20 protein-coding genes are annotated in these 19,498 nt (G+C 61.9%); 11 read left to right on the forward strand and 9 right to left on the reverse strand.

Annotation, left to right across the window (positions count from 1 at the left end):
* Window positions 1-507 precede the first annotated feature (507 nt).
* From hrpB to ACQZ5H_RS19670, 3 genes are all read left to right on the forward strand, one after another.
* Window positions 508-2,970 carry an ATP-dependent helicase HrpB gene (gene hrpB, locus ACQZ5H_RS19660; RefSeq protein WP_449098804.1) on the forward strand — a complete coding sequence of 821 codons (2,463 nt, stop codon included), beginning with the start codon at window positions 508-510 and terminating at the stop codon, window positions 2,968-2,970.
* A gap of 10 nt (window positions 2,971-2,980) precedes the next feature.
* Window positions 2,981-4,291, forward strand: a complete 1,311-nt coding sequence (locus ACQZ5H_RS19665; RefSeq protein ID WP_025555308.1) for an ActS/PrrB/RegB family redox-sensitive histidine kinase — start codon at window positions 2,981-2,983, stop codon at window positions 4,289-4,291.
* Between the two features lie 71 nt (window positions 4,292-4,362).
* Window positions 4,363-4,938: an ActR/PrrA/RegA family redox response regulator transcription factor gene (locus ACQZ5H_RS19670; protein ID WP_025555307.1), complete on the forward strand. Its 576-nt coding sequence runs from the start codon at window positions 4,363-4,365 to the stop codon at window positions 4,936-4,938.
* A gap of 2 nt (window positions 4,939-4,940) precedes the next feature.
* On the opposite strand, the gene ACQZ5H_RS19675 is transcribed toward ACQZ5H_RS19670, so the two are convergent.
* On the reverse strand, window positions 4,941-5,435 hold the full coding sequence (locus tag ACQZ5H_RS19675) for an MmcB family DNA repair protein (protein ID WP_449098971.1): 495 nt from the start codon (window positions 5,433-5,435) through the stop codon (window positions 4,941-4,943).
* A 180-nt stretch (window positions 5,436-5,615) separates the two neighbouring features.
* Between ACQZ5H_RS19675 and ACQZ5H_RS19680 the strand changes: the two genes are divergently transcribed.
* On the forward strand, window positions 5,616-6,302 hold the full coding sequence (locus tag ACQZ5H_RS19680) for a L,D-transpeptidase (RefSeq protein WP_025555305.1): 687 nt from the start codon (window positions 5,616-5,618) through the stop codon (window positions 6,300-6,302).
* Window positions 6,303-6,388: 86 nt separating this feature from the next.
* On the opposite strand, the gene ACQZ5H_RS19685 is transcribed toward ACQZ5H_RS19680, so the two are convergent.
* The 6 genes from ACQZ5H_RS19685 to hslV form a co-directional block, all read right to left on the reverse strand.
* Window positions 6,389-8,551, reverse strand: coding sequence for a malate synthase G (locus ACQZ5H_RS19685; RefSeq protein WP_449098805.1), 2,163 nt, complete (start codon window positions 8,549-8,551; stop codon window positions 6,389-6,391).
* An 89-nt stretch (window positions 8,552-8,640) separates the two neighbouring features.
* A complete protein-coding gene (locus tag ACQZ5H_RS19690; protein ID WP_449098806.1) occupies window positions 8,641-10,041 on the reverse strand; it encodes a cytochrome P450 in 1,401 nt (466 codons plus the stop codon).
* A 51-nt stretch (window positions 10,042-10,092) separates the two neighbouring features.
* Window positions 10,093-11,037 carry a DUF1402 family protein gene (locus ACQZ5H_RS19695; protein ID WP_025555302.1) on the reverse strand — a complete coding sequence of 315 codons (945 nt, stop codon included), beginning with the start codon at window positions 11,035-11,037 and terminating at the stop codon, window positions 10,093-10,095.
* A gap of 188 nt (window positions 11,038-11,225) precedes the next feature.
* Window positions 11,226-12,533, reverse strand: a complete 1,308-nt coding sequence (gene hslU, locus ACQZ5H_RS19700) for an ATP-dependent protease ATPase subunit HslU (protein WP_413710611.1) — start codon at window positions 12,531-12,533, stop codon at window positions 11,226-11,228.
* Window positions 12,530-13,057 carry a GNAT family N-acetyltransferase gene (locus tag ACQZ5H_RS19705; protein ID WP_449098807.1) on the reverse strand — a complete coding sequence of 176 codons (528 nt, stop codon included), beginning with the start codon at window positions 13,055-13,057 and terminating at the stop codon, window positions 12,530-12,532. Before ACQZ5H_RS19705 ends, hslU begins: the two co-directional genes overlap by 4 nt.
* Window positions 13,044-13,574 carry an ATP-dependent protease subunit HslV gene (gene hslV, locus ACQZ5H_RS19710; RefSeq protein ID WP_025555299.1) on the reverse strand — a complete coding sequence of 177 codons (531 nt, stop codon included), beginning with the start codon at window positions 13,572-13,574 and terminating at the stop codon, window positions 13,044-13,046. The genes ACQZ5H_RS19705 and hslV overlap by 14 nt, the downstream gene beginning before the upstream one ends.
* Window positions 13,575-13,752: 178 nt before the next feature.
* Here hslV and hisB point away from each other — a divergent pair, with 178 nt between their 5' ends.
* Genes hisB through coaA form a run of 7 tightly spaced genes read left to right on the forward strand, consistent with a single transcriptional unit; the run spans window position 13,753 to window position 18,413 of the window.
* Window positions 13,753-14,361: an imidazoleglycerol-phosphate dehydratase HisB gene (gene hisB, locus ACQZ5H_RS19715; RefSeq protein ID WP_025555298.1), complete on the forward strand. Its 609-nt coding sequence runs from the start codon at window positions 13,753-13,755 to the stop codon at window positions 14,359-14,361.
* Window positions 14,362-14,385: 24 nt separating this feature from the next.
* Complete coding sequence (locus ACQZ5H_RS19720) at window positions 14,386-14,871, forward strand: DUF2628 domain-containing protein (protein ID WP_449098808.1); 486 nt, start codon at window positions 14,386-14,388, stop codon at window positions 14,869-14,871.
* A complete protein-coding gene (gene hisH, locus ACQZ5H_RS19725; protein ID WP_449098809.1) occupies window positions 14,871-15,521 on the forward strand; it encodes an imidazole glycerol phosphate synthase subunit HisH in 651 nt (216 codons plus the stop codon). Before ACQZ5H_RS19720 ends, hisH begins: the two co-directional genes overlap by 1 nt.
* A 27-nt stretch (window positions 15,522-15,548) precedes the next feature.
* Entirely contained in the window at window positions 15,549-16,298 is a 750-nt protein-coding gene (hisA, locus tag ACQZ5H_RS19730; protein ID WP_449098810.1) for a 1-(5-phosphoribosyl)-5-[(5-phosphoribosylamino)methylideneamino]imidazole-4-carboxamide isomerase, read from the forward strand.
* Entirely contained in the window at window positions 16,295-17,083 is a 789-nt protein-coding gene (hisF, locus tag ACQZ5H_RS19735; protein WP_449098811.1) for an imidazole glycerol phosphate synthase subunit HisF, read from the forward strand. The genes hisA and hisF overlap by 4 nt, the downstream gene beginning before the upstream one ends.
* A 14-nt stretch (window positions 17,084-17,097) precedes the next feature.
* Window positions 17,098-17,421: a phosphoribosyl-ATP diphosphatase gene (locus ACQZ5H_RS19740; protein ID WP_025555293.1), complete on the forward strand. Its 324-nt coding sequence runs from the start codon at window positions 17,098-17,100 to the stop codon at window positions 17,419-17,421.
* Window positions 17,418-18,413, forward strand: a complete 996-nt coding sequence (coaA, locus tag ACQZ5H_RS19745) for a type I pantothenate kinase (protein WP_449098812.1) — start codon at window positions 17,418-17,420, stop codon at window positions 18,411-18,413. The genes ACQZ5H_RS19740 and coaA overlap by 4 nt, the downstream gene beginning before the upstream one ends.
* Window positions 18,414-18,419: 6 nt before the next feature.
* Here the strand turns inward: coaA and ACQZ5H_RS19750 are convergent, their stop codons facing one another.
* The gene (locus tag ACQZ5H_RS19750; protein WP_449098813.1) at window positions 18,420-19,031 is read right to left on the reverse strand and encodes an alpha-ketoglutarate-dependent dioxygenase AlkB family protein; all 612 of its coding nucleotides are present in this window, start codon (window positions 19,029-19,031) and stop codon (window positions 18,420-18,422) included.
* A gap of 3 nt (window positions 19,032-19,034) precedes the next feature.
* A complete protein-coding gene (gene arfB / locus ACQZ5H_RS19755; protein WP_203429884.1) occupies window positions 19,035-19,469 on the reverse strand; it encodes an alternative ribosome rescue aminoacyl-tRNA hydrolase ArfB in 435 nt (144 codons plus the stop codon).
* Between the last annotated feature and the right edge of the window lie 29 nt (window positions 19,470-19,498).

The following is a 19,498-nucleotide window of genomic DNA, read 5'->3' on the forward strand; positions in this document are numbered from 1 at the left end:
CCGCCGCCCACGTTTCTCTTTCTTCTCATCTTCAATTGTCAAATAACTGACGACACCAAGCCGTCACAAAATCAATCGCTCCAAACTTCCGCTCGAAGCCCAAACCAGCAAAACAGCCAATCCGCTTGATTTTCTCTAGAACGAAGCCATCCGTCGCCAGCAGCGCCGCCGCCCTCGTTCAGTGACGCGGCTTATACGGCTATCCCTCCCAAACAGTCAACAGCGCAAATCCAAGTTTTTTGACATTTTTGTAACAGGTTGATTTTGCAAAGGGATTTGCAGACTTCGGTCCTACCACGAACTTATGCCTCCAGGGACCGCTGGAGAATGCCGGGAGCGAAGCAGTTTCAGGCATTATCGGGGCGGGCTTTCCGCCTGCCGTTTATATAGGAAGCGCATCCGGGACTTGCCACAGCGGCTTGCGCAATGGCATCCGATCGCTAATTTCGCGCCAATAGTCCTGCGCGCCGCAGCCTTGCGCCGCGCCTGAAACGATCGCTGGAGAGAATGGATATCGCTTCCCTGCCGGTACTGCCGGTTTCCCATGTGCTTGCCGATATCGGGGCGGCGCTCGAAAGCCAGCGGCGTGCAGTGCTGTCTGCCCCGCCGGGCGCGGGCAAGACGACGCTGGTGCCGCTTTTCCTGCTCGCGCAGTCCTGGCGTGGCGACGGCAAGATTATCCTGCTCGAACCGCGCCGGCTTGCAGCCCGCGCTGCGGCGACCCGGATGGCCTCGCTGCTCGGCGAAAGCGTCGGCCAGACCGTCGGCTACCGCATGCGTCTCGACAACCGCGTCTCGGCCGCGACGCGGATCGAGGTGGTGACCGAGGGCGTGTTTGCCCGGATGATTCTCGACGATCCCGAACTCTCGGGCGTCTCGACCGTCATTTTCGACGAATTCCACGAGCGGTCGCTGGATGCCGATTTCGGGCTGGCGCTGTCGATCGACGTGCAGGGCGCATTGCGCGACGATCTGCGGATTCTTGTGATGTCCGCGACGCTCGATGTCGAGAGGGTCGCCACGCTGCTCGATAATCCTCCCATTATCGAAAGCATGGGGCGGAGTTTTCCAATCGATATCCGCTATCAGGACCGGCCGGGCGGCGAACGGATCGAGGACGCGGTGACCAAGGCGATCCTCGATTATCATGCCACCGAGACCGGCTCGATCCTCGCATTCCTGCCGGGGCAGGCGGAAATCCTGCGGACGGCCGAGCGGCTGGAGGGACGGCTTGGCGCCTCGACCCTGATTGCGCCGCTCTATGGCAATCTCAGCCAGAAGGAACAGGACGCCGCGATCAGGCCGGCGGCGGCAGGAACGCGCAAGGTGGTGCTGGCGACTTCGATCGCCGAGACCTCGATTACCATCGACGGTGTGCGGATGGTGATCGACAGCGGGCTGCAGCGGCTGCCCGTCTTCGAGCCATCGACCGGGATCACCCGGCTGGAGACGGTGCGGGTATCGCGTGCCTCGGCCGATCAGCGCGCCGGACGCGCCGGGCGAACCGAGCCCGGCATTGCGCTGCGCCTCTGGCATCAGGGTCAGACGGCCGCCCTCCCCGCCTTCACCCCGCCGCAAATCCTCTCCAGCGACCTTTCCGGACTGGTGCTCGATCTGGCGCATTGGGGTGTGCAGGATCCGAAGACACTTGTCTTCGTCGATCAGCCGCCGGCGGCGACACTTGCCGAGGCACGGTCGCTGCTGATCGATCTCGGGGCGCTCGCCGCCGACGGCAGCCTGACCGAGCGTGGGCGGACCATGCGCGAGATGGCACTGCCGCCGCGGCTGGCGGCGATGGTGGTTTCGGCCGGTGAACACGGCGATGCCAGGGAAGCCGCGATGCTTGCCGTACTGATGACCGAACAGGGGCTGGGCGGCGCCAGCATCGATCTCGAAGAGCGGCTGAGGCGGTTCAAGACGGAGAAGGGCGAACGGGCGGAATCGGCACGACGGCTGGCGCAGCGGCTGGCAGGCGGGCTCGACAAGGTGAAATCGACGGCCTCGCCAACGGCCGGACAGCTGCTGATGCATGCCTTTCCCGATCGCATCGCCCTGCAGCGCGGCGCGCGGGGCCGCTATGTGATGGCAAATGGCCGCGGCGGCGAGCTTGCGGAAACCGAGCGGCTGGCGGGGAGCCAGATGCTTGTGATCGCCGACCTGACGGGGCGGGCGGCGCAGGCTCGCATTCTCGCTGCGGCCGAGATTTCACGCGGCGATGTCGAGGCGGAGCTGCCCGGGGCGATCAAGACGGGCGAGCAGACCTATTTCGATCTGCCAAGTCGGCAGGTGCGGGCGCGCAAGGCGACACGGCTCGGCGCCATCGTCTTCGAGGAGACGCCCCTTCCCCGGCCAAGCGGCGCGGCGACAGCCAAAGCGCTCGCCGACGGCATCCGGCAGCTCGGGCTTGCGACCCTCCCCCTCTCCAAGGAAGCGGCACAGCTTCGCGAGCGGATCGGCTTTCTCTATAGAACGATCGGCGAGCCCTGGCCCGACATGAGCGACGAAGCGCTGCTCGAGCGGCTCGACGACTGGTTCGTGCCGTTCCAGGCGGATGTGCGCGGTATTGCCGATATCAGCGCCGGATCGCTGTCGAACGGGCTGATCAGCCTCGTTCCCCATGCGCTGCAGCGCGACCTAGCAAAACTGGCGCCGACGCATTTCGAGGCGCCGACCGGGCAGCGCCATCCGATCCAATATGACGGTGAAGAGCCGTTGCTGACGATCCGGGTGCAGGAGCTGTTCGGGCTGAAGGATCATCCGGCGATCGGCGGCGGGCGATTGCCGCTGCTGCTCGAACTCACCTCTCCCGCCCACCGGCCGATCCAGACTACGCGCGACCTGCCGGGCTTCTGGGCGGGCTCCTGGAAGGACGTGCGCGCCGAGATGCGCGGACGCTATCCTCGACATCCCTGGCCGGAGCGGCCGGAAGAGGCACTGCCGACGACACGCGCCAAGCCGCGTGGTACATAAGGACATGACGATGGTAGACGACGCCGACAGCAAGACGCAGGAAGACAGACACAGCAGCCGGCGGCTTCGCCTGCAGACGATCGTGAGGCTGCGCTGGCTGGCGGTCGCCGGTCAGGCGGTGACTGTTTTCATCGTTGCCTTCTGGCTGAAATTTCCCCTGCCGCTGATTGCCAGCTGCTCGCTGATTGCAGCACTTGCCTGGGTCAACTTCTACCTGACGATCCGCTACCCGCCGACGCACCGGCTGGAGGCGCCGGCTGCCTTTGCGCTGCTGGGGCTCGATCTGCTGCAGCTATCGGCACTGCTCTTCATTACCGGCGGACTGGCGAACCCGTTTGCGGCGCTGGTCTGCGTGCCGGTCATCATTTCCTTTGCCTCGCAGCCGATCCGCTACAGCACGGCGCTGATCCTGTTTGCGATGGTCTGCATCACCATCCTCGCCTTCTCGCCCTTCCCGCTTCCGTGGTTCGATGGCGTGGAGATCAATGTGCATAATGTCATGCAGTTCGGCGTCTGGTGCTCGATCGCCTCGACCATGGCCTTTGCCGCCTTCTATGCCTATCGCGTATCGATGGAAGCGAGTCAGCTGGCCGACGCACTTGCCGCCACCGAGCTGGTGTTGCAGCGGGAGAAGCATCTGTCGCAGCTGGATGGTCTTGCTGCGGCCGCCGCCCACGAGCTCGGCACGCCGCTCGCGACGATCAGCGTCGTTGCCAAGGAGATGGAGCGCGAACTGAAGGATGACGACCGGTTCCGCGAGGACGTGCAGCTGTTGCGCAGCCAGAGCGAACGGTGCCGCGACATCCTGAAACGGCTGACCAGCATGTCGACCGAGGGTGACGCGCATATGCGCCGCCTGCCGCTGTCGTCGATGATCGAGGAGATCCTCGAGCCCTATCGCGAATCCCAGATCGCGCTGGAGCTGATCGAGAAAAGCCCGCGCAAGGGCGAGCCGGTGACCGAACGCAATGCCGGCATCCTTTATGGCCTCGGAAACCTGATCGAGAACGCCGTCGACTATGCTCGCGAGAAAGTGACCATAACCGTCGAACATGACCATCGTCGTGTCCTGATTGTCATAGAAGACGATGGCAACGGCTATGCGCCGGACATTCTGACACGGATCGGCGAACCCTACGTGACCAAGCGGCAGAAGGAAGATACAGCGGGAGGCCTGGGACTTGGGCTATTCATCGCCAAGACACTGCTGGAGCGCTCCGGCGCGGCACTGGTCTTCGAGAACCGCGAACCGGAAGGCGCGGGCGCCCGTATCCGCGTCGAGTGGCCGCGCATGCTGATTGACGCGCATTCGACAAAGTGACTTTATCGGCCTAATGAAGTTTTGAGCAATCGACCGATATTCAGGGCGGGGAACCGCCGGGATCAGAGACAATGACGGAACAAGACAGCGAAACCCTTGCCATCGGCGAACACGACATCGGCCCGGATGCGAGCCTGCTTATCGTCGATGACGACGGCCCGTTCCTGCGCCGCCTGGCGCGGGCGATGGAGACGCGGGGCTTTCATGTGGAGACGGCGGAATCGGTTGCCGAGGGCGTGGCCAAGTCCAAGGCCCATCCGCCGAAATATGCGGTCGTCGACCTGCGGCTCGGCGATGGAAATGGCCTGGACGTGATCGAGGCGATCCGCCAGCGCCGCGACGATACCCGCATCATCGTTCTGACCGGCTACGGCAATATCGCAACGGCGGTGACGGCCGTTAAGCTTGGTGCCGTCGATTACCTGGCTAAGCCTGCCGACGCCGACGACGTGTTTGCGGCGCTGACGCAGCGGCCGGGCGAAAAGGCCGAACTGCCTGACAATCCAATGTCGGCGGACCGCGTTCGCTGGGAGCATATCCAGCGGGTCTACGAGATGTGCGAGCGCAATGTTTCGGAGACCGCTCGCCGGCTCAACATGCATCGCCGTACCCTGCAGCGCATCCTCGCCAAGCGCGCCCCGAAGTAAGCTCAGACGTCGTCGATGGCGAGCGGCTTGCCGTTCGCCCATTCGGCCATCATCAGCCGCTGGGCGGCAGCGCGCGAGAAATTCAGCATGACCGATTTGCGGGTGGCGGGCGCGAGCTTGTGTTCGGGCGCTTCGCGGATCATGTGCGCGCCGTAACCATCCGAAAGAAACAGGCCGCAGTCCTCAGGGAAGATATCGAGCGGCACATCCTTGTGTGTGGCGAAGAACAGCCGGTCGCAATGGGCGCGATATTCCGGCCACTTGCGATCGACGCGAAAGTCCTCGATCGACGTCTTGATCTCGATGATCCAGATTTCGCCCTTGTCCGATATCGTGATCAGGTCAGCGCGCCGGCCGCTTGCCAAGGGCAACTCGGGAAGCAAGGCATGGCGCATCTCGTGAAGTAAAATCTGAGTCCCGCGGCGCACGAGCATAGCTCTGTCCGATTGCCGGCCATCTATTAACGGATTGTTATTGTAAACACTCAAAATCGTCATGGATAACCGTGGGGAGAGGGTGCTTGTTGTTGCAAAAAAGCCATGCGCTTTTAATTTGCCGCTGCGGGTAACTTTTGTCGCGATGCAGCATCTTGCAAAGCCGAAGTTAATCGAAAATAAACCATAATCAAAGATGGTTCGAAGCATCCTCCCACATTGCCCAAAACTTAAGAGACATCCATGCGCATCCGCAATGCATTCCCTGTATTCGGCCTGATGGCAACACTCGCCCTGGCCGGTTGCTCTACCAGCACCGAAAGCGCTTCCGTCGAAGACAAGGCTGCTGCTGGCCCGACTGTTCAGACGGCACAGATTTTCGATGACGCCTACGGCGTTACCTCGGATGCCGGATACTCGCTCCCCGCAATCCCGATCCAGCGCGTGAAGCCGGAATTCCGCCGCCAGATCGTCAGCTACCAGACGGATGAGCGTCCCGGCACGATCATCGTCAACACGCGCGAGCGCCACCTCTATTACATCCTGCCGGGCGGCAAGGCGATGCGCTACGGCATCGGCGTCGGCAAGGCCGGCTTCGCATGGGCCGGCACCGCATACGTTGCCTGGAAGCAGGAATGGCCGAACTGGCACCCGCCGAAGGAAATGGCCGTCCGCCGTCCTGAAATCGCCAAGTATGTCGAGAACGGCATGGAGCCGGGCCTGACCAATCCGCTCGGTGCCCGCGCCATGTACCTCTTCAACGACAAGGGCCAGGACACGCTGTTCCGCCTGCACGGCACGCCGGAATGGGCTTCGATCGGTACCGCCGCTTCTTCGGGCTGCATCCGCCTGATGAACCAGGACGTCATCGACCTCTACAGCCGCGTCCGTCCGGGCCGTTCGACGTCGAAGGTCATCGTTATCCAGTAAGCTATTTGCCCTATACGGCATGAAAAAGGCCGCCGGAGAGCTCCTCCGGCGGCCTTTTTGTTTTGGGCGGTTAAAGCTGAGGCCGGTTAACCGGCCTTCAGCTCCAGGCGGCGGCGGTGCAGGACCGGCTCGGTATAGCCGTTCGGCTGCTCGCGGCCCTTGAGCACGAGATCGACGGCAGCCTGGAAAGCGATGGACCTGTCGAAATTACCGGCCATTGGTGTGTAGGCGGCATCGCCGGCATTTTGCTGATCGACGACGGCGGCCATGCGCTTCATCGTTTCGATGATCTGCGGCTCGGTGACCACCTTGTGATGCAGCCAGTTTGCCATGTGCTGGGCGGAGATGCGCAGCGTCGCGCGGTCTTCCATCAGGCCGACATTGTTGATGTCGGGAACCTTGGAGCAGCCGACGCCCTGATCGACCCAGCGCACGACGTAGCCAAGGATACCCTGAGCATTGTTGTCGAGCTCGCGCTGGATTTCTTCCGGCGTCCAGTTGGGGCGCGGAGCGACCGGCACCGAGAGGATGTCGGAGAGCTTGGCGCGCGGGCGATCCTTCAGGCCGCGCTGAACGTCGGCGACGTTGATCTTGTGATAATGCGTCGCGTGCAGGGTCGCAGCCGTCGGCGACGGCACCCAGGCGGTGTTGGCGCCGGCCTTCGGATGGGCGATCTTCTGCTCCAGCATCGCCGCCATCAGGTCCGGCATGGCCCACATGCCCTTGCCGATCTGGGCGTGGCCGGAGAGGCCGCATTCGAGACCGATATCGACATTCCAGTTTTCGTAGGCCGAGATCCAGGCCGCCTGTTTCATGTCGCCCTTGCGGATCATCGGGCCGGCTTCCATCGAGGTATGGATTTCGTCACCCGTGCGATCGAGGAAGCCGGTATTGATGAAGACGACGCGCTCTGCCGCAGCGCGGATGCATTCCTTGAGATTGACCGTCGTGCGGCGCTCTTCGTCCATGATGCCCATTTTCATGGTGTTCCTGGGCATGCCGAGCAGCTCTTCGACACGGCCGAATATCTCGACGGCGAAAGCAACTTCTTCCGGTCCGTGCATCTTCGGCTTGACGACATACATCGAACCTTCGCGCGAGTTCTTGCGGCGGCCCTTCGGGCCGACGTCATAGAGCGCAATCAGGCCGGTGATGACCGCATCCATGATGCCTTCAGGCACTTCGTTGCCATCGCGATCGAGAATGGCGGGATTGGTCATGAGGTGGCCGACATTGCGCACCAGCATCAGCGAGCGGCGGTGCAGCTCGAAGGTCGATCCATTCGGCGCGGTGATATCGGTGTCGGGATTGAGCTTGCGGATGAAGGAGGAGCCGCCCTTGGTGACTTCCTCCTGCAGGTCGCCCTTCATCAGGCCCAGCCAGTTCCTGTAGACGACGACCTTGTCTTCGGCGTCGACAGCGGCGACAGAATCCTCGCAGTCCATGATCGTGGTGATCGCCGATTCCAGCCAGACGTCGGAGATATTCGCGGGATCGGCCTTGCCGATCGCTGTTCCAGCATCGATGACGATTTCGATATGGATGCCGTTGTTCTTGAGAAGGACATGCGTCGGGGCGGTTGCGCTGCCACGGTAGCCGGCGAAATGTGCGGCATCCTTCAGCGGCAGGTCCTCACCGTCGACATCGGCGATCGCAAGCTTGGCGCCGTCGATCTTCAAGCTTCCGACATCCTTCCAGGAACCACCGTCGAGAGGAACCGCGCCGTCGAGGAAGTCGCGAACCCAGGCGATGACCTTTTCGCCGCGCTTCGGATTGTAGCCCCTGCCCTTTTCGGCGCCATCGGTTTCCGGAATGGCATCCGTGCCGTAGAGTGCGTCGTAAAGCGAACCCCAGCGCGCATTGGCGGCGTTCAGCGCATAGCGGGCGTTCATGACGGGAACGACGAGCTGCGGGCCGGCGACCGAGGCGATCTCGGCATCGACGTTGGTGGTCGAGACCTTGAAGTCCGATCCCTCCGGCAGCAGGTAGCCGATCTGCTTCAGAAAGGCCTGGTAAGCGTCGAGATCGGCAGGCGCGCCGTTCTCGCGATACCAGCCGTCGATCTCGGCCTGGAGCCTGTCACGCTTGGCAAGCAGCTCGCGGTTCTTCGGTGCCAGATCGTGGACGATCTTCGAGAAGCCGGCGAAGAAGGTTTCGCCATCCACCTGAAGGCCCGGAAGTGCCTCCTTGACCAGGAAGTCGTGAAGGACGGCTTCGATCTGGAGACCCTGCTTTTCAACTCTACTCATGTGATGTTCCTCCGGCGGACGGCATACGTTTCATGCTGCCACTTTGCGCGGCTTTCATTCATAGTCAATTCTGCAATAGTTAGAAAGATTTATGCCTGACCGGAAAGAGTGCGGGGCGTGACCCGCATCGGCAGGCCATTCTGCGGCTGCGTCGTCAGTTTCTGCACCGGCCAGGGATTGGTTTTCTCGGTAATATCGAAGCGGAAGCGCCTCATCAGCACCGCGAGCGCAATAACCGCCTCCTGCAACGCGAAGGTGGCGCCGATGCAGACGCGTGGACCGGCGCCGAACGGCAGGAACTGGAAGCGGCCGATCTTGCCGCGGTTTTCGGGCAGAAAACGCTCGGGCATATAGGCCCGCGGCTTTTCCCAATAGAGTTCGTGGCGATGCAGCGTCCACGGCATGATCAAGACCATCATGCCGGCATGGATATCGACGCGCTCTCCCTTGGCATCGGCCCAGCTGTCATCGGCGATTGCGGCACGGTTGATCGAGGGTGCGGGCGGATAGAGCCGGAGCGCTTCCTCGAAAGCAGCCCTCGTCACCGGCATCAGATCGAGCCATTCGACCGGTTCCGCACCGCCGGCAAGAACGCGGTCGATCTCTTCTTCCATCGCGTCGCGGATATGTGGGCTGTTGGCGATGCAATAGAGCGTCCAGGCGAGCGCGCGGGCCGTCGTCTCATGCCCGGCGCCGATGAAGGTCAGGATATTGTCCTCGATCTCCTCATTCGTCAGGCCATCGGGACCCGCCTGCTGCAGCAAAAGCGTTAGGAAATCTTCTGGGACGGCGGCGCGGTCGGCGCGCATCTGCTCGAGGCGCAGGTCCATGGTCTTGTGGACCATGTTGCGGAACTGATCGAGGATCTTCTGGCCGCCGATGCGGGTCACGCGCGGCACCCAGGACGGCGCGCGCATCAGATCCATCGGATCGACGCGGCCCATGCGATGCAGCAGCGCATTGACGTCATCGGCGAAATTGTCCGACGACGAGGCGATCTCGCCGGAGAAGAGCGTATCGGCAAGAATGGCGAAGGTGAGCTCGGTCATATCAGTCGCGATATCGAAGCTGCCGCCGCCGTCGTATTTTTCGGCATAGAGCTCGGACTGGCGCAGCATCTGCCCGGCAAAACCCTTGGCGTGCCGCGGCGTGAAGACCGGTGCGACCGCCTTGCGCGAGCGCTTCCAGACCTGGCCTTCGGCAGTCAGCAGACCATCGCGCAGGATCGGCCGCAGCACCAGCTGGCGGATATCGGACATCCGGTAGTTCGAAGCATTGTCGACCAGCACATACTTGATGAGGCCGGGATCATTGACGATGATCGTGCTGTCGCGGAAGAAACGTGTCTTGATCCAGGGCAGCGTGTAGGACGGCTCGCCCCACAGCTCCAGCGGATTGCGCAGGATGGTCCGGATGATTTCCAGCCGCGACGGCCGCACGGTGCGCGGCACCGGCGCGGGTGGAACGAAGGGATCAGGACGCATGTCCATGATATTGCAGCCTTTCGTGGAAGATTTACGCCTTCCCGGCAAGGCAGAAGATTAGTTGAGGGCCTTCAACTCGTCCAGCTTGTCGTTGATCAGCCAGCCGTAATAGTTCTCTTCCGGCCAAACTGTCGCACCGCCGTGGTTCTTCGCTGCAAGGGCTGCGGCGCGCTGGCGCGAGTTGCCGACATTGTAGAGGGTCGCGGTCAGGCCCGGATTATCCGAGATATCCATGCCGGCAATCCGCTTGTAGTCGTCGATCGAGGTTCTGACCGATGCAGCGACGAAGGCCAGCGAAATATCCGGCTGCATGATCGCCTTGTAGACGCCGCTCGCATCCTTCTCGCTGAGCTTCGGATAGCCCGAAACGCGGGTGACGAGATCAGACAGCATCAGCGCCGTCAGCGGATTGATCTGGCCAAGACCGAAGGTCTGCCCGGCATAGAAGGGCTGAAAGAATACAGCGCTGAAGCGATTGTCGGGAAATTTCTTGCCGCCGACCGTCTTGCCGCGGAAGTCGGTTTCCCAGACATCCTCTCGGCAGCTCCAGAGCTGGTAGGAATCGCTCTTGCCGTTGCATCCGGCAAATTCCGGCCGGTCGATGAAGGTGTCGACATCCTCGCCGTCATAGGCAAAGCGGAAGCTTTCGCCGGCATAGGATGCGGCCTTGACGTAGTAAGACTGCAGGCGGTCATAGGCGTCGACATTGTAGGTGTGCTCGCCGACCAGCGCGCCGATGATATGGATCGGCTCGATGCCGTAGGCGGCCGCCGTCTTGCGGATCTTGCCCATCAGCTCGTGATCGCTCGACAGGAGTTCGTAGACCTTCTCGTACTTGCGGTCGAAGGTGGTCTTGGTACCCTTGGTACGGCGGACGGAAGCGCCCGGGATCGGCGGCTGCTCGACGTTGCGGTTGCCCGGCGGCACCGTCTGCATGGCATAGGCCGGTGCCGAAGTGAAAGCCGCAACGGCAATGAGAAGGCATGTCAAAAGGCGTCGCACGATCCGCTATCCTGTCGAGTTCATGGTCCCTGGCTGCGAGCGCGTGACTGGACCACAATCTTGTCCGAATAAAGCCCGCGCCAGCAAAGAAAACGGGCCTTTCACTAGAAAGTAAAAGGCCCGCTGTCGAGGGTTTGATCATCAAAATCTCTTGCGCGGAACGCAAAGCATTTCGCGCGTTGAGAAATTTAAAGGATGAAGCGCGAGAGGTCGGTGTTGTTGGCGAGATCGCCGACATGCTCCCGGACGTAATTCGCGTCGATCGTCACCGCACTGCCGCCGCGATCCGGCGCGTTGAACGAGATTTCGTCCAGAACGCGCTCCATCACCGTCTGCAGGCGGCGGGCACCGATATTCTCGACCGTCGAGTTCAGATGAACCGCGACATCGGCGAGCGCATCGATCGCATCGTCGGTGAAGTCGAGGCTCAGTTCTTCGGTCTGCATCAGCGCGCGGTACTGGCGGATGAGGCTGGCCTCGGTTTCCGTCAGGATACGGCGGAAGTCCTCCTTGCTGAGCGGACGAAGCTCGACGCGGATCGGCAGGCGGCCCTGCAATTCCGGCAGAAGATCCGACGGCTTGGCGACGTGGAAGGCGCCCGAGGCGATGAACAGGATATGGTCGGTTTTAACCGGACCATATTTCGTGGAGACCGTCGTTCCTTCGACGAGCGGCAACAGGTCGCGCTGCACGCCTTCGCGCGAGACGCCGGCGCCCATGCCGCCATCGCGGGCTGCGATCTTGTCGATTTCGTCGAGGAAGACGATGCCGTCGTTCTCGACCGAGCGAACAGCCTCGCGCTGGATGACTTCATTGTCGATCAGCTTGTCGGATTCATCGCGGATCAGATCGGTGTAGGAGGCCTTGACGGTCGTGCGGACCTTCTTGGTGCGGCCGCCCATGGCCTTGCCGAACATATCGGAGAGGTTCAGCACGCCGATATTGGCCCCCGGCATGCCGGGAATTTCGAAACCGCCCATGCCCGAACCGGTATCGGCAACCTCAATGTCGATTTCCTTGTCGTCGAGCTCGCCGTTACGCAGCTTCTTGCGGAAGCTGTCGCGGGTGGCGGGCGATGCCGTGGCGCCGACCAGCGCATCGAGCACGCGCTCTTCGGCGCTCATATGCGCCTTGGATTCGACTTCGGCGCGCTTCTTGTCGCGCACCAGGCCGATACCGATCTCGACGAGATCGCGGATGATCTGCTCCACATCACGGCCGACATAACCGACTTCGGTGAATTTGGTGGCTTCGACCTTGATGAAGGGCGCACCGGCGAGCTTGGCGAGACGGCGGGAGATTTCGGTCTTGCCGACCCCGGTCGGGCCGATCATCAGGATGTTCTTCGGCATGACTTCGTCGCGCAGGCTCTCATCGAGCTGCTGGCGGCGCCAGCGATTGCGCAGCGCAATTGCCACCGCGCGCTTGGCGTCGTGCTGGCCGATAATATGACGATCGAGTTCGGATACGATCTCACGGGGAGAAAAGTTGGTCATTGCAAATCCGTTTCCTGGTTTGCGTCCAGCACCATGAAATGGGCGGGACCATAGATGGATGTTCTTGTGTCGAGATAGCGAAAGCCGGCTTTCTCATAGGCGCGGATAGCCGCGTGATTTTCCGGATGCGGATCGATGACGATCCTTTTCGTGCCTCCGGCGAAAAGCTCAGACGCGATCTGGCGAATGATCGCGCTGCCGTGACCCTTGCCGATCAGCGCCGGGATGCCGATGGAAATATCGAGCCCGAGCGTGCCTTTCGGCTGATCCTGATAAGGATGGCCGTCTTCGAGATGCGGATCGTAATGCTGGAGATAGGCGATCGGCCGCCCTTCCAGCTCGACGATCATCGGCCGCGTCTCGATGCTCTCGACCGCCTCTAGGATCTCCTGTGCACTCGCCTGCGGATCCCCGTCCCACCATTTCGCGACATGCGGCTCGGCGAGCCACTGTCCCAGCAGGGAAAGGTCGCTGCCCTCGACGTCTCGAAAATGGTAACGGGTTCCGTCCTCAGGCATCGGCATCAAGTGTTTCGACGATGATATTGTGATTGGTGTAGACGCAGATATCGGCGGCGATATCGAGCGCCTTGCGGGCCACCTCTTCCGCCGACTTGTCGGAATCGAGCAGGGCAAGCGAGGCTGCGAGCGCAAAATTGCCGCCCGAGCCGATCGCCATCGTGCCGTGTTCCGGCTCCAGGACGTCGCCATTGCCGGTGACGGCAAGTGTCACGGTCTTGTCGGCGACGAGCATCATGGCTTCGAGATTGCGCAGGTACTTGTCTGTGCGCCAGTCCTTGGCGAGCTCGACGGCTGCGCGCATCAGCTGACCGGGATACTGTTCCAGCTTCTTCTCCAGGCGCTCGAGCAGCGTGAAGGCATCGGCGGTGGCACCGGCGAAACCGGCGATGACTTCGCCGCCCTTGCCGATGCGGCGAACCTTGCGGGCATTGCCCTTCATGACGGTCTGGCCAAGGCTCACCTGGCCGTCGCCAGCCATGACCACCTTGCCGCCTTTTCGAACTGTAATAATCGTTGTCATAAAACATCCTTGCCCGGGGGCCGGGCCGTTTTGCGCGGGCCGCTCACCGGCCCTGTTGAGCCCTATGTAAGTGGGCTTCCGCCGATTGCAAATGGTGCCGTTTTTCTGCGGCCGCGCTTCTGGATATTTTAGGGAACGCCTGATAAGGAACCGGCGTCATTCCCGATGGAGCAGCCAGATGGCCGAGACCGCAGCAAGCCGCACGGGCGCCGTTTCCCGCAAGACCAACGAGACTTCGGTTTCGGTTTCGGTCAATCTCGACGGCACCGGCAAGTCGAAGATTTCGACGGGCGTCGGCTTCTTCGACCATATGCTCGACCAGCTGTCACGACATTCGCTCATCGATATGGAGATCGAGACCAAGGGCGACCTGCATGTCGACGATCATCATGCCGTCGAAGACACCGGGATCGCGATCGGCCAGGCCATTGCGAAAGCGCTCGGCGATCGCCGCGGCATCACCCGCTACGCCTCGATCGACCTGGCGATGGACGAGACGATGACGAAGGCTGCACTCGATCTTTCCGGCCGTCCCTTCCTCGTGTGGAACGTCTCCTTCAGCGCGCCGAAGATCGGCACATTCGATACCGAGCTGGTCCGCGAATTCTTCCAGGCGCTTGCGCAGAACGCCGGCATCACCTTGCATGTGCTCAACCATTATGGTGCCAACAATCACCATATTGCAGAGACCTGCTTCAAGGCCGTTGCCCGCGCGCTGCGCACGGCGACAGAGATCGATCCGAGACAGGCGGGCCGTGTTCCCTCGACCAAGGGCACGCTCGTCTGAGCCCCTTCAGGGAGCTTGACGACATTGACTTCCAGCTATCTGTTTCTGACTGCCCCTGACGGAGCGGATGCCAGCCACGAAAAGACGCGCGTCATTCGCGACGGCTTCACGTTTCTGGGTTTCTTCTTTCCATGGCTCTGGCTGCTGGTGCATCGCCTTTGGCTGCATGCGATCGTGGCCTTTCTGGCGCAGGCCGTCGGCGGCGTGCTGATGGAGCGCCAGGGTTTGTGGCCCGCGGGCTTTGCGCTTTCTCTTGCCGCCAGCCTGATCGTTGCGCTCGAGGGGCAGAATTTCCGCATTCGCAGCCTTGCTGCCAAGGGCTGGAGCGAAGACGCGGTCATCTCGGCCGATTCCGTCGACGAGGCGGAAGACATCTACTTTTCCGATATCGAGACCATCTCGCAAGAAGATGGCGTGCCGGCACCGGAATGGGAGCGACATCAACGCTCCACCGGCCGCCACGGCAACACCACCTCGCTTGGTCTCTTTGGTTTTGATGGAGGACGCTGATGCGCGTCGCAATTATCGACTACGGTTCCGGCAATCTGCGCTCGGCGACGAAGGCGTTTGAACGCGCTGCTCGCGAGGCAGGCATCGACGCCCATATCGACCTGACAGACAAGGCAGAAGCCGTTGCCTCGGCGGACCGGATCGTCCTGCCCGGCGTCGGCGCCTATGCCGATTGCCGCCGCGGTCTCGATGCCGTGTCCGGCATGGCAGAAGTGCTGATCGAAGCGGTGGAGAAGAAGGCAAAGCCCTTTCTCGGCATCTGCGTCGGCATGCAGCTGATGTCGTCGCGCGGCCTTGAAAAGACCGTGACGCAGGGCTTCGGCTGGATCCCCGGCGACGTCAAGGAAATGACCCCTGACGACGCATCGCTGAAGATCCCGCAGATCGGCTGGAATACACTCGATCTCAGGCATCCGCATCCGCTCTTCGACGGCATCCCGACGGGTGCCGACGGACTGCACGCCTATTTCGTCCATTCCTACCATCTCGATGCCGAAAACGCTTCGGATGTGATCGCGACGACCGACTACGGCGGCCCGATGACCGCCTTCGTCGGCCGCGACAACATGGCCGGCGCGCAGTTCCATCCGGAAAAGAGCCAGAAACTCGGCCTCGCCCTGATCACCAATTTCCTGCGCTGGAAGCCATAAGGCTCGCGCGAAGCAAGGACAGACATCATGATCCTCTTTCCCGCCATCGACCTGAAGGACGGCCAGTGCGTACGCCTGAAGCTCGGCGATATGGACCAGGCAACGGTCTACAATCCGGACCCGGCAGCGCAGGCCAAGGCCTTCGAAGACCAGGGTTTCGAATGGCTGCATGTCGTCGATCTCAACGGCGCCTTTGCCGGTGAAAGCGTCAACGGCGCTGCCGTCGATGCCATCCTCAAGGCGACGAAGAACCCGGTGCAGCTCGGCGGCGGTATCCGCACGCTCGATCATATCGAGAGCTGGCTATCGCGCGGTTTGGCCCGCGTTATTCTCGGCACGGTCGCGGTTCGCGATCCGGCGCTGGTCATCGAGGCCTGCAAGGCCTTTCCTGGCCGCGTTGCGGTCGGCATCGATGCCAAGGGGGGCAAGGTTGCTGTCGAGGGCTGGGCCGAGGCCTCGGAGCTCGGCATCATCGAGCTTGCCAAGAAGTTCGAAGGCGCCGGTGTTGCCGCCATCATCTATACCGATATCGATCGCGACGGCATCCTTGCCGGCATCAACTGGGCCTCGACGCTGGAGCTTGCCGAAGCCGTATCCATCCCGGTGATCGCTTCGGGTGGCCTCGCCTCTATCGCCGATATCGAGCGCATGCTGCAGCTGGATGCGCGCAAGCTGGAAGGCGCGATTTCCGGCCGCGCGCTCTACGATGGCCGTATCGATCCGGCGGAAGCGCTGTCGCTGATCAAGGCTGCCCGCGCCAAGGAGATTGCACAATGACGCTGAAAGCCCGTGTTATCCCCTGCCTCGATGTCAAGGACGGCCGCGTCGTCAAGGGCGTCAACTTCACCAATCTGATCGATGCCGGCGACCCTGTGGAAGCGGCGAAGGCCTATGATGCGGCCGGTGCCGACGAGCTCTGCTTCCTCGACATCACCGCTTCCTCCGACAATCGCGACACGATCTTCGACGTCGTCTCGCGCACTGCCGAACAGTGCTTCATGCCGCTGACCGTTGGCGGCGGTGTGCGCACCATCGCCGATATCCGCAAGCTGCTGCTCTGCGGCGCCGACAAGGTTTCGATCAATTCGGCAGCCGTCAACAATCCTGATTTCGTCGCCGAAGCCGCCGACAAGTTCGGCGACCAGTGCATCGTCGTTTCGATCGATGCCAAGCGACGCCGCACGCAGGCTGTCGGCCAGGATAATCTCAGCGCCTGGGAGATCTACACGCATGGCGGCCGCAACGCGACCGGCATCGATGCGGTCGAATTCGCGCAGAAGATGGTTGCCCGCGGCGCCGGTGAACTGCTGGTGACCTCGATGGACCGCGACGGCACGAAGATCGGCTACGATCTGGAGCTGACGCGGGCGATCGCCGACAGCGTGCGCGTCCCCGTAATCGCCTCCGGCGGCGTCGGCAATCTCGACGATCTCGTTGCCGGGGTGACGGATGGCCATGCGACGGCCGTGCTTGCCGCTTCGATCTTCCACTTCGGCACCTATTCCGTCGGCGAGGCAAAGCGCTATATGTCATCACACGGCATTGCGATGCGGCTCGACTGAGTGAAAGCGATAGAATGAGCGGATTTTCCCTTTCCGATCTGGAAAAGATCGTCGACGAGCGGTCGAAGGCCTCACCGGACGAATCCTGGACGGCGAAGCTGGTTTCGGCAGGTCAGCCGAAGGCAGCGAAGAAGCTTGGCGAGGAGGCGATCGAGGCTGTCATGGCCGCGGTCACCAACGACCGGACCAACCTGACCTACGAATCGGCCGATGTCCTCTATCACCTTTTGGTCGTATTGAAGATTGCAGGCATTCCGTTGCAGGATGTCATGGCCGAACTTGAGCGGCGGACCGCTCAATCCGGTCTCAAGGAAAAGGCCAGCCGGCAGAGTTCATGAGTATCGTGTCGCAAATCATCGGAGCGCCTGAGGCGCTCGATCACTTCCAGGCGAATTCCTATTCGCCCTATCACTTCTTTTCTTCCGAGGAATGGGCGAAGTTCCGCGCCGATACGCCGCTGACGCTGACCGGCGAGGAAGTGACGCGGCTGCGCTCGATGGGCGACCCGATCGACCTCGACGAAGTCCGGCGCATCTACCTTTCGCTGTCGCGCCTGCTGTCCTCGCATGTCGAATCCTCGCAGCTGCTCTTCGAACAGCGCAACCGCTTCCTCAATCTCGAGGGCGTTGCCAAGACCCCCTTCGTGATCGGCATCGCCGGATCGGTCGCCGTCGGCAAATCGACGACGGCCCGTGTCCTGAAAGAGCTGCTGCGCCGATGGCCCTCAAGCCCGAAGGTCGATCTGATCACGACGGACGGCTTCCTGCATCCAAACGCGGTGCTGGAACGCGAAAACCTGATGCAGCGCAAGGGCTTCCCAGAGAGCTACGACACCGGAGCGATCCTGCGTTTTCTGTCGGCAATCAAGGCAGGACAGGCAGACGTCAAGGCGCCCATTTATTCGCATCTCGTCTATGACGTTATCCCGAACGAATACAAGATTATCGACCGGCCGGACATTCTGATCTTCGAAGGCATCAACGTGCTGCAGTCACGCGACCTGCCCGCCGACGGCAAGATCGTGCCGATGGTCTCAGACTTCTTCGACTTCTCGATCTATATCGATGCCGAGGAAAAGCAGATCCATAACTGGTACGTGAACCGCTTCATGCGCCTGCGCGAAACCGCCTTCCGAGACCCGAACTCCTACTTCCACCGCTACGCCTCGATCAGCGAAAAGGAAGCTATCGCGATCGCCGAGGGGCTCTGGGCGAACATCAACCTGAAGAACCTGCGTCGGAACATCCTGCCGACCCGCCCTCGGGCCGACCTGATCCTACGCAAGGGACCGAACCACCTGATCGAACAGGTGGCGCTCAGGAAGCTTTAGCCGAATTCAGGGTGTTACACGCCTTAACGTCAGATTGATCCGGCCGCCGCTTTTCAGGAGCGTCGAGGTGGCGGGATAGATGCGGTCAACGCCGTGGAAACACAGACGGCCTTCGCCGCCGAGGACGATGACGTCACCGCTCGACAGTTTCAGGGATTGGGTGCGGTCGTTGCGCGCGGTGCCGCCGATGCGGAAGAGGCAGCTGTTGCCGAGGGAGATCGAGACGACGGGCGCCTTGAGATCCTGCTCGTCCTTGTCCTGGTGCAGACCCATTTTGGCGTCGTCGGAGTAGAAGTTGATCAAGCAGGCCTGCGGCGGCAGCGGATAGCCGGAGACGGCGGTCCAGATATCGAGAAGCGCCGGCGGGATCGGAGGCCATGGTTCACCGGTAAGCGGATGAACCGGCTGGTAGCGGTAGCCGCGCTCCTTGTCCGTCACCCAGCCGAGCTCTCCGCAATTGCTCATGCGGACGGACATCGGCTTTCCGGTTCCGGGCATGACCGGCGTGAAGAGCGGTGAGGCGGAAACGATCTCGCGGATCGTATCGACCATTGTTTCCTGATGCAGGCGGTCGAGATAGCCCGGAAAATGCCGGATGCCACTGGAGATTTCGAGCATGGATCAGTCTCCGCTCGGGCGGCCGCGCATCTTCTTGACTTCGGAGCGGCCGGATTTTTCCTTGAGTCGGCGTTCGACAGAGCCTTTCGTCGGCCTCGTCTTCTTGCGTGGCGGCGGCGGCGGCTTCGCGGCTTCGAGAACCAGCTCCTTCAGGCGTTCGCGCGCATCCTCGCGATTGCGATCCTGGCTGCGGAAGCGGCTTGCCTCGATCATCAGCACGCCGTCTTTCGACATGCGCCTTCCCGCAAGCTTGACGGCATTCGCCTTGACGCGCTCAGGCAGCGACGGCGAATTCTCGATGTTGAAGAACAGCTGAACTGCGGTCGAGACCTTGTTGACGTTCTGCCCGCCGGGGCCGCCCGCCAGAACGAACTGTTCCGTCAGCTCCCATCCAGCGATGGTGATCCTGTCATTGATGAAGAGCGCGTCGCTGGCCATGCGAGACCTATCTCACATCGGCCGTGATT

This window comes from Rhizobium sp. 21-4511-3d, assembly GCF_053522545.1.

What these genes read in the sequence shown, in the direction of transcription:
- hrpB (WP_449098804.1), top strand. Translation starts at nt 508, where the DNA reads ATGGATATCGCTTCCCTGCCGGTACTGCCGGTTTCCCATGTGCTTGCC.
- ACQZ5H_RS19665 (WP_025555308.1), top strand. Translation starts at nt 2,981, where the DNA reads ATGGTAGACGACGCCGACAGCAAGACGCAGGAAGACAGACACAGCAGC.
- ACQZ5H_RS19670 (WP_025555307.1), top strand. Translation starts at nt 4,363, where the DNA reads ATGACGGAACAAGACAGCGAAACCCTTGCCATCGGCGAACACGACATC.
- ACQZ5H_RS19675 (WP_449098971.1), bottom strand. Translation starts at nt 5,435, where the DNA reads ATGACGATTTTGAGTGTTTACAATAACAATCCGTTAATAGATGGCCGG.
- ACQZ5H_RS19680 (WP_025555305.1), top strand. Translation starts at nt 5,616, where the DNA reads ATGCGCATCCGCAATGCATTCCCTGTATTCGGCCTGATGGCAACACTC.
- ACQZ5H_RS19685 (WP_449098805.1), bottom strand. Translation starts at nt 8,551, where the DNA reads ATGAGTAGAGTTGAAAAGCAGGGTCTCCAGATCGAAGCCGTCCTTCAC.
- ACQZ5H_RS19690 (WP_449098806.1), bottom strand. Translation starts at nt 10,041, where the DNA reads ATGGACATGCGTCCTGATCCCTTCGTTCCACCCGCGCCGGTGCCGCGC.
- hslU (WP_413710611.1), bottom strand. Translation starts at nt 12,533, where the DNA reads ATGACCAACTTTTCTCCCCGTGAGATCGTATCCGAACTCGATCGTCAT.
- ACQZ5H_RS19705 (WP_449098807.1), bottom strand. Translation starts at nt 13,057, where the DNA reads ATGCCGATGCCTGAGGACGGAACCCGTTACCATTTTCGAGACGTCGAG.
- hslV (WP_025555299.1), bottom strand. Translation starts at nt 13,574, where the DNA reads ATGACAACGATTATTACAGTTCGAAAAGGCGGCAAGGTGGTCATGGCT.
- hisB (WP_025555298.1), top strand. Translation starts at nt 13,753, where the DNA reads ATGGCCGAGACCGCAGCAAGCCGCACGGGCGCCGTTTCCCGCAAGACC.
- hisH (WP_449098809.1), top strand. Translation starts at nt 14,871, where the DNA reads ATGCGCGTCGCAATTATCGACTACGGTTCCGGCAATCTGCGCTCGGCG.
- hisA (WP_449098810.1), top strand. Translation starts at nt 15,549, where the DNA reads ATGATCCTCTTTCCCGCCATCGACCTGAAGGACGGCCAGTGCGTACGC.
- hisF (WP_449098811.1), top strand. Translation starts at nt 16,295, where the DNA reads ATGACGCTGAAAGCCCGTGTTATCCCCTGCCTCGATGTCAAGGACGGC.
- ACQZ5H_RS19740 (WP_025555293.1), top strand. Translation starts at nt 17,098, where the DNA reads ATGAGCGGATTTTCCCTTTCCGATCTGGAAAAGATCGTCGACGAGCGG.
- coaA (WP_449098812.1), top strand. Translation starts at nt 17,418, where the DNA reads ATGAGTATCGTGTCGCAAATCATCGGAGCGCCTGAGGCGCTCGATCAC.
- ACQZ5H_RS19750 (WP_449098813.1), bottom strand. Translation starts at nt 19,031, where the DNA reads ATGCTCGAAATCTCCAGTGGCATCCGGCATTTTCCGGGCTATCTCGAC.
- arfB (WP_203429884.1), bottom strand. Translation starts at nt 19,469, where the DNA reads ATGGCCAGCGACGCGCTCTTCATCAATGACAGGATCACCATCGCTGGA.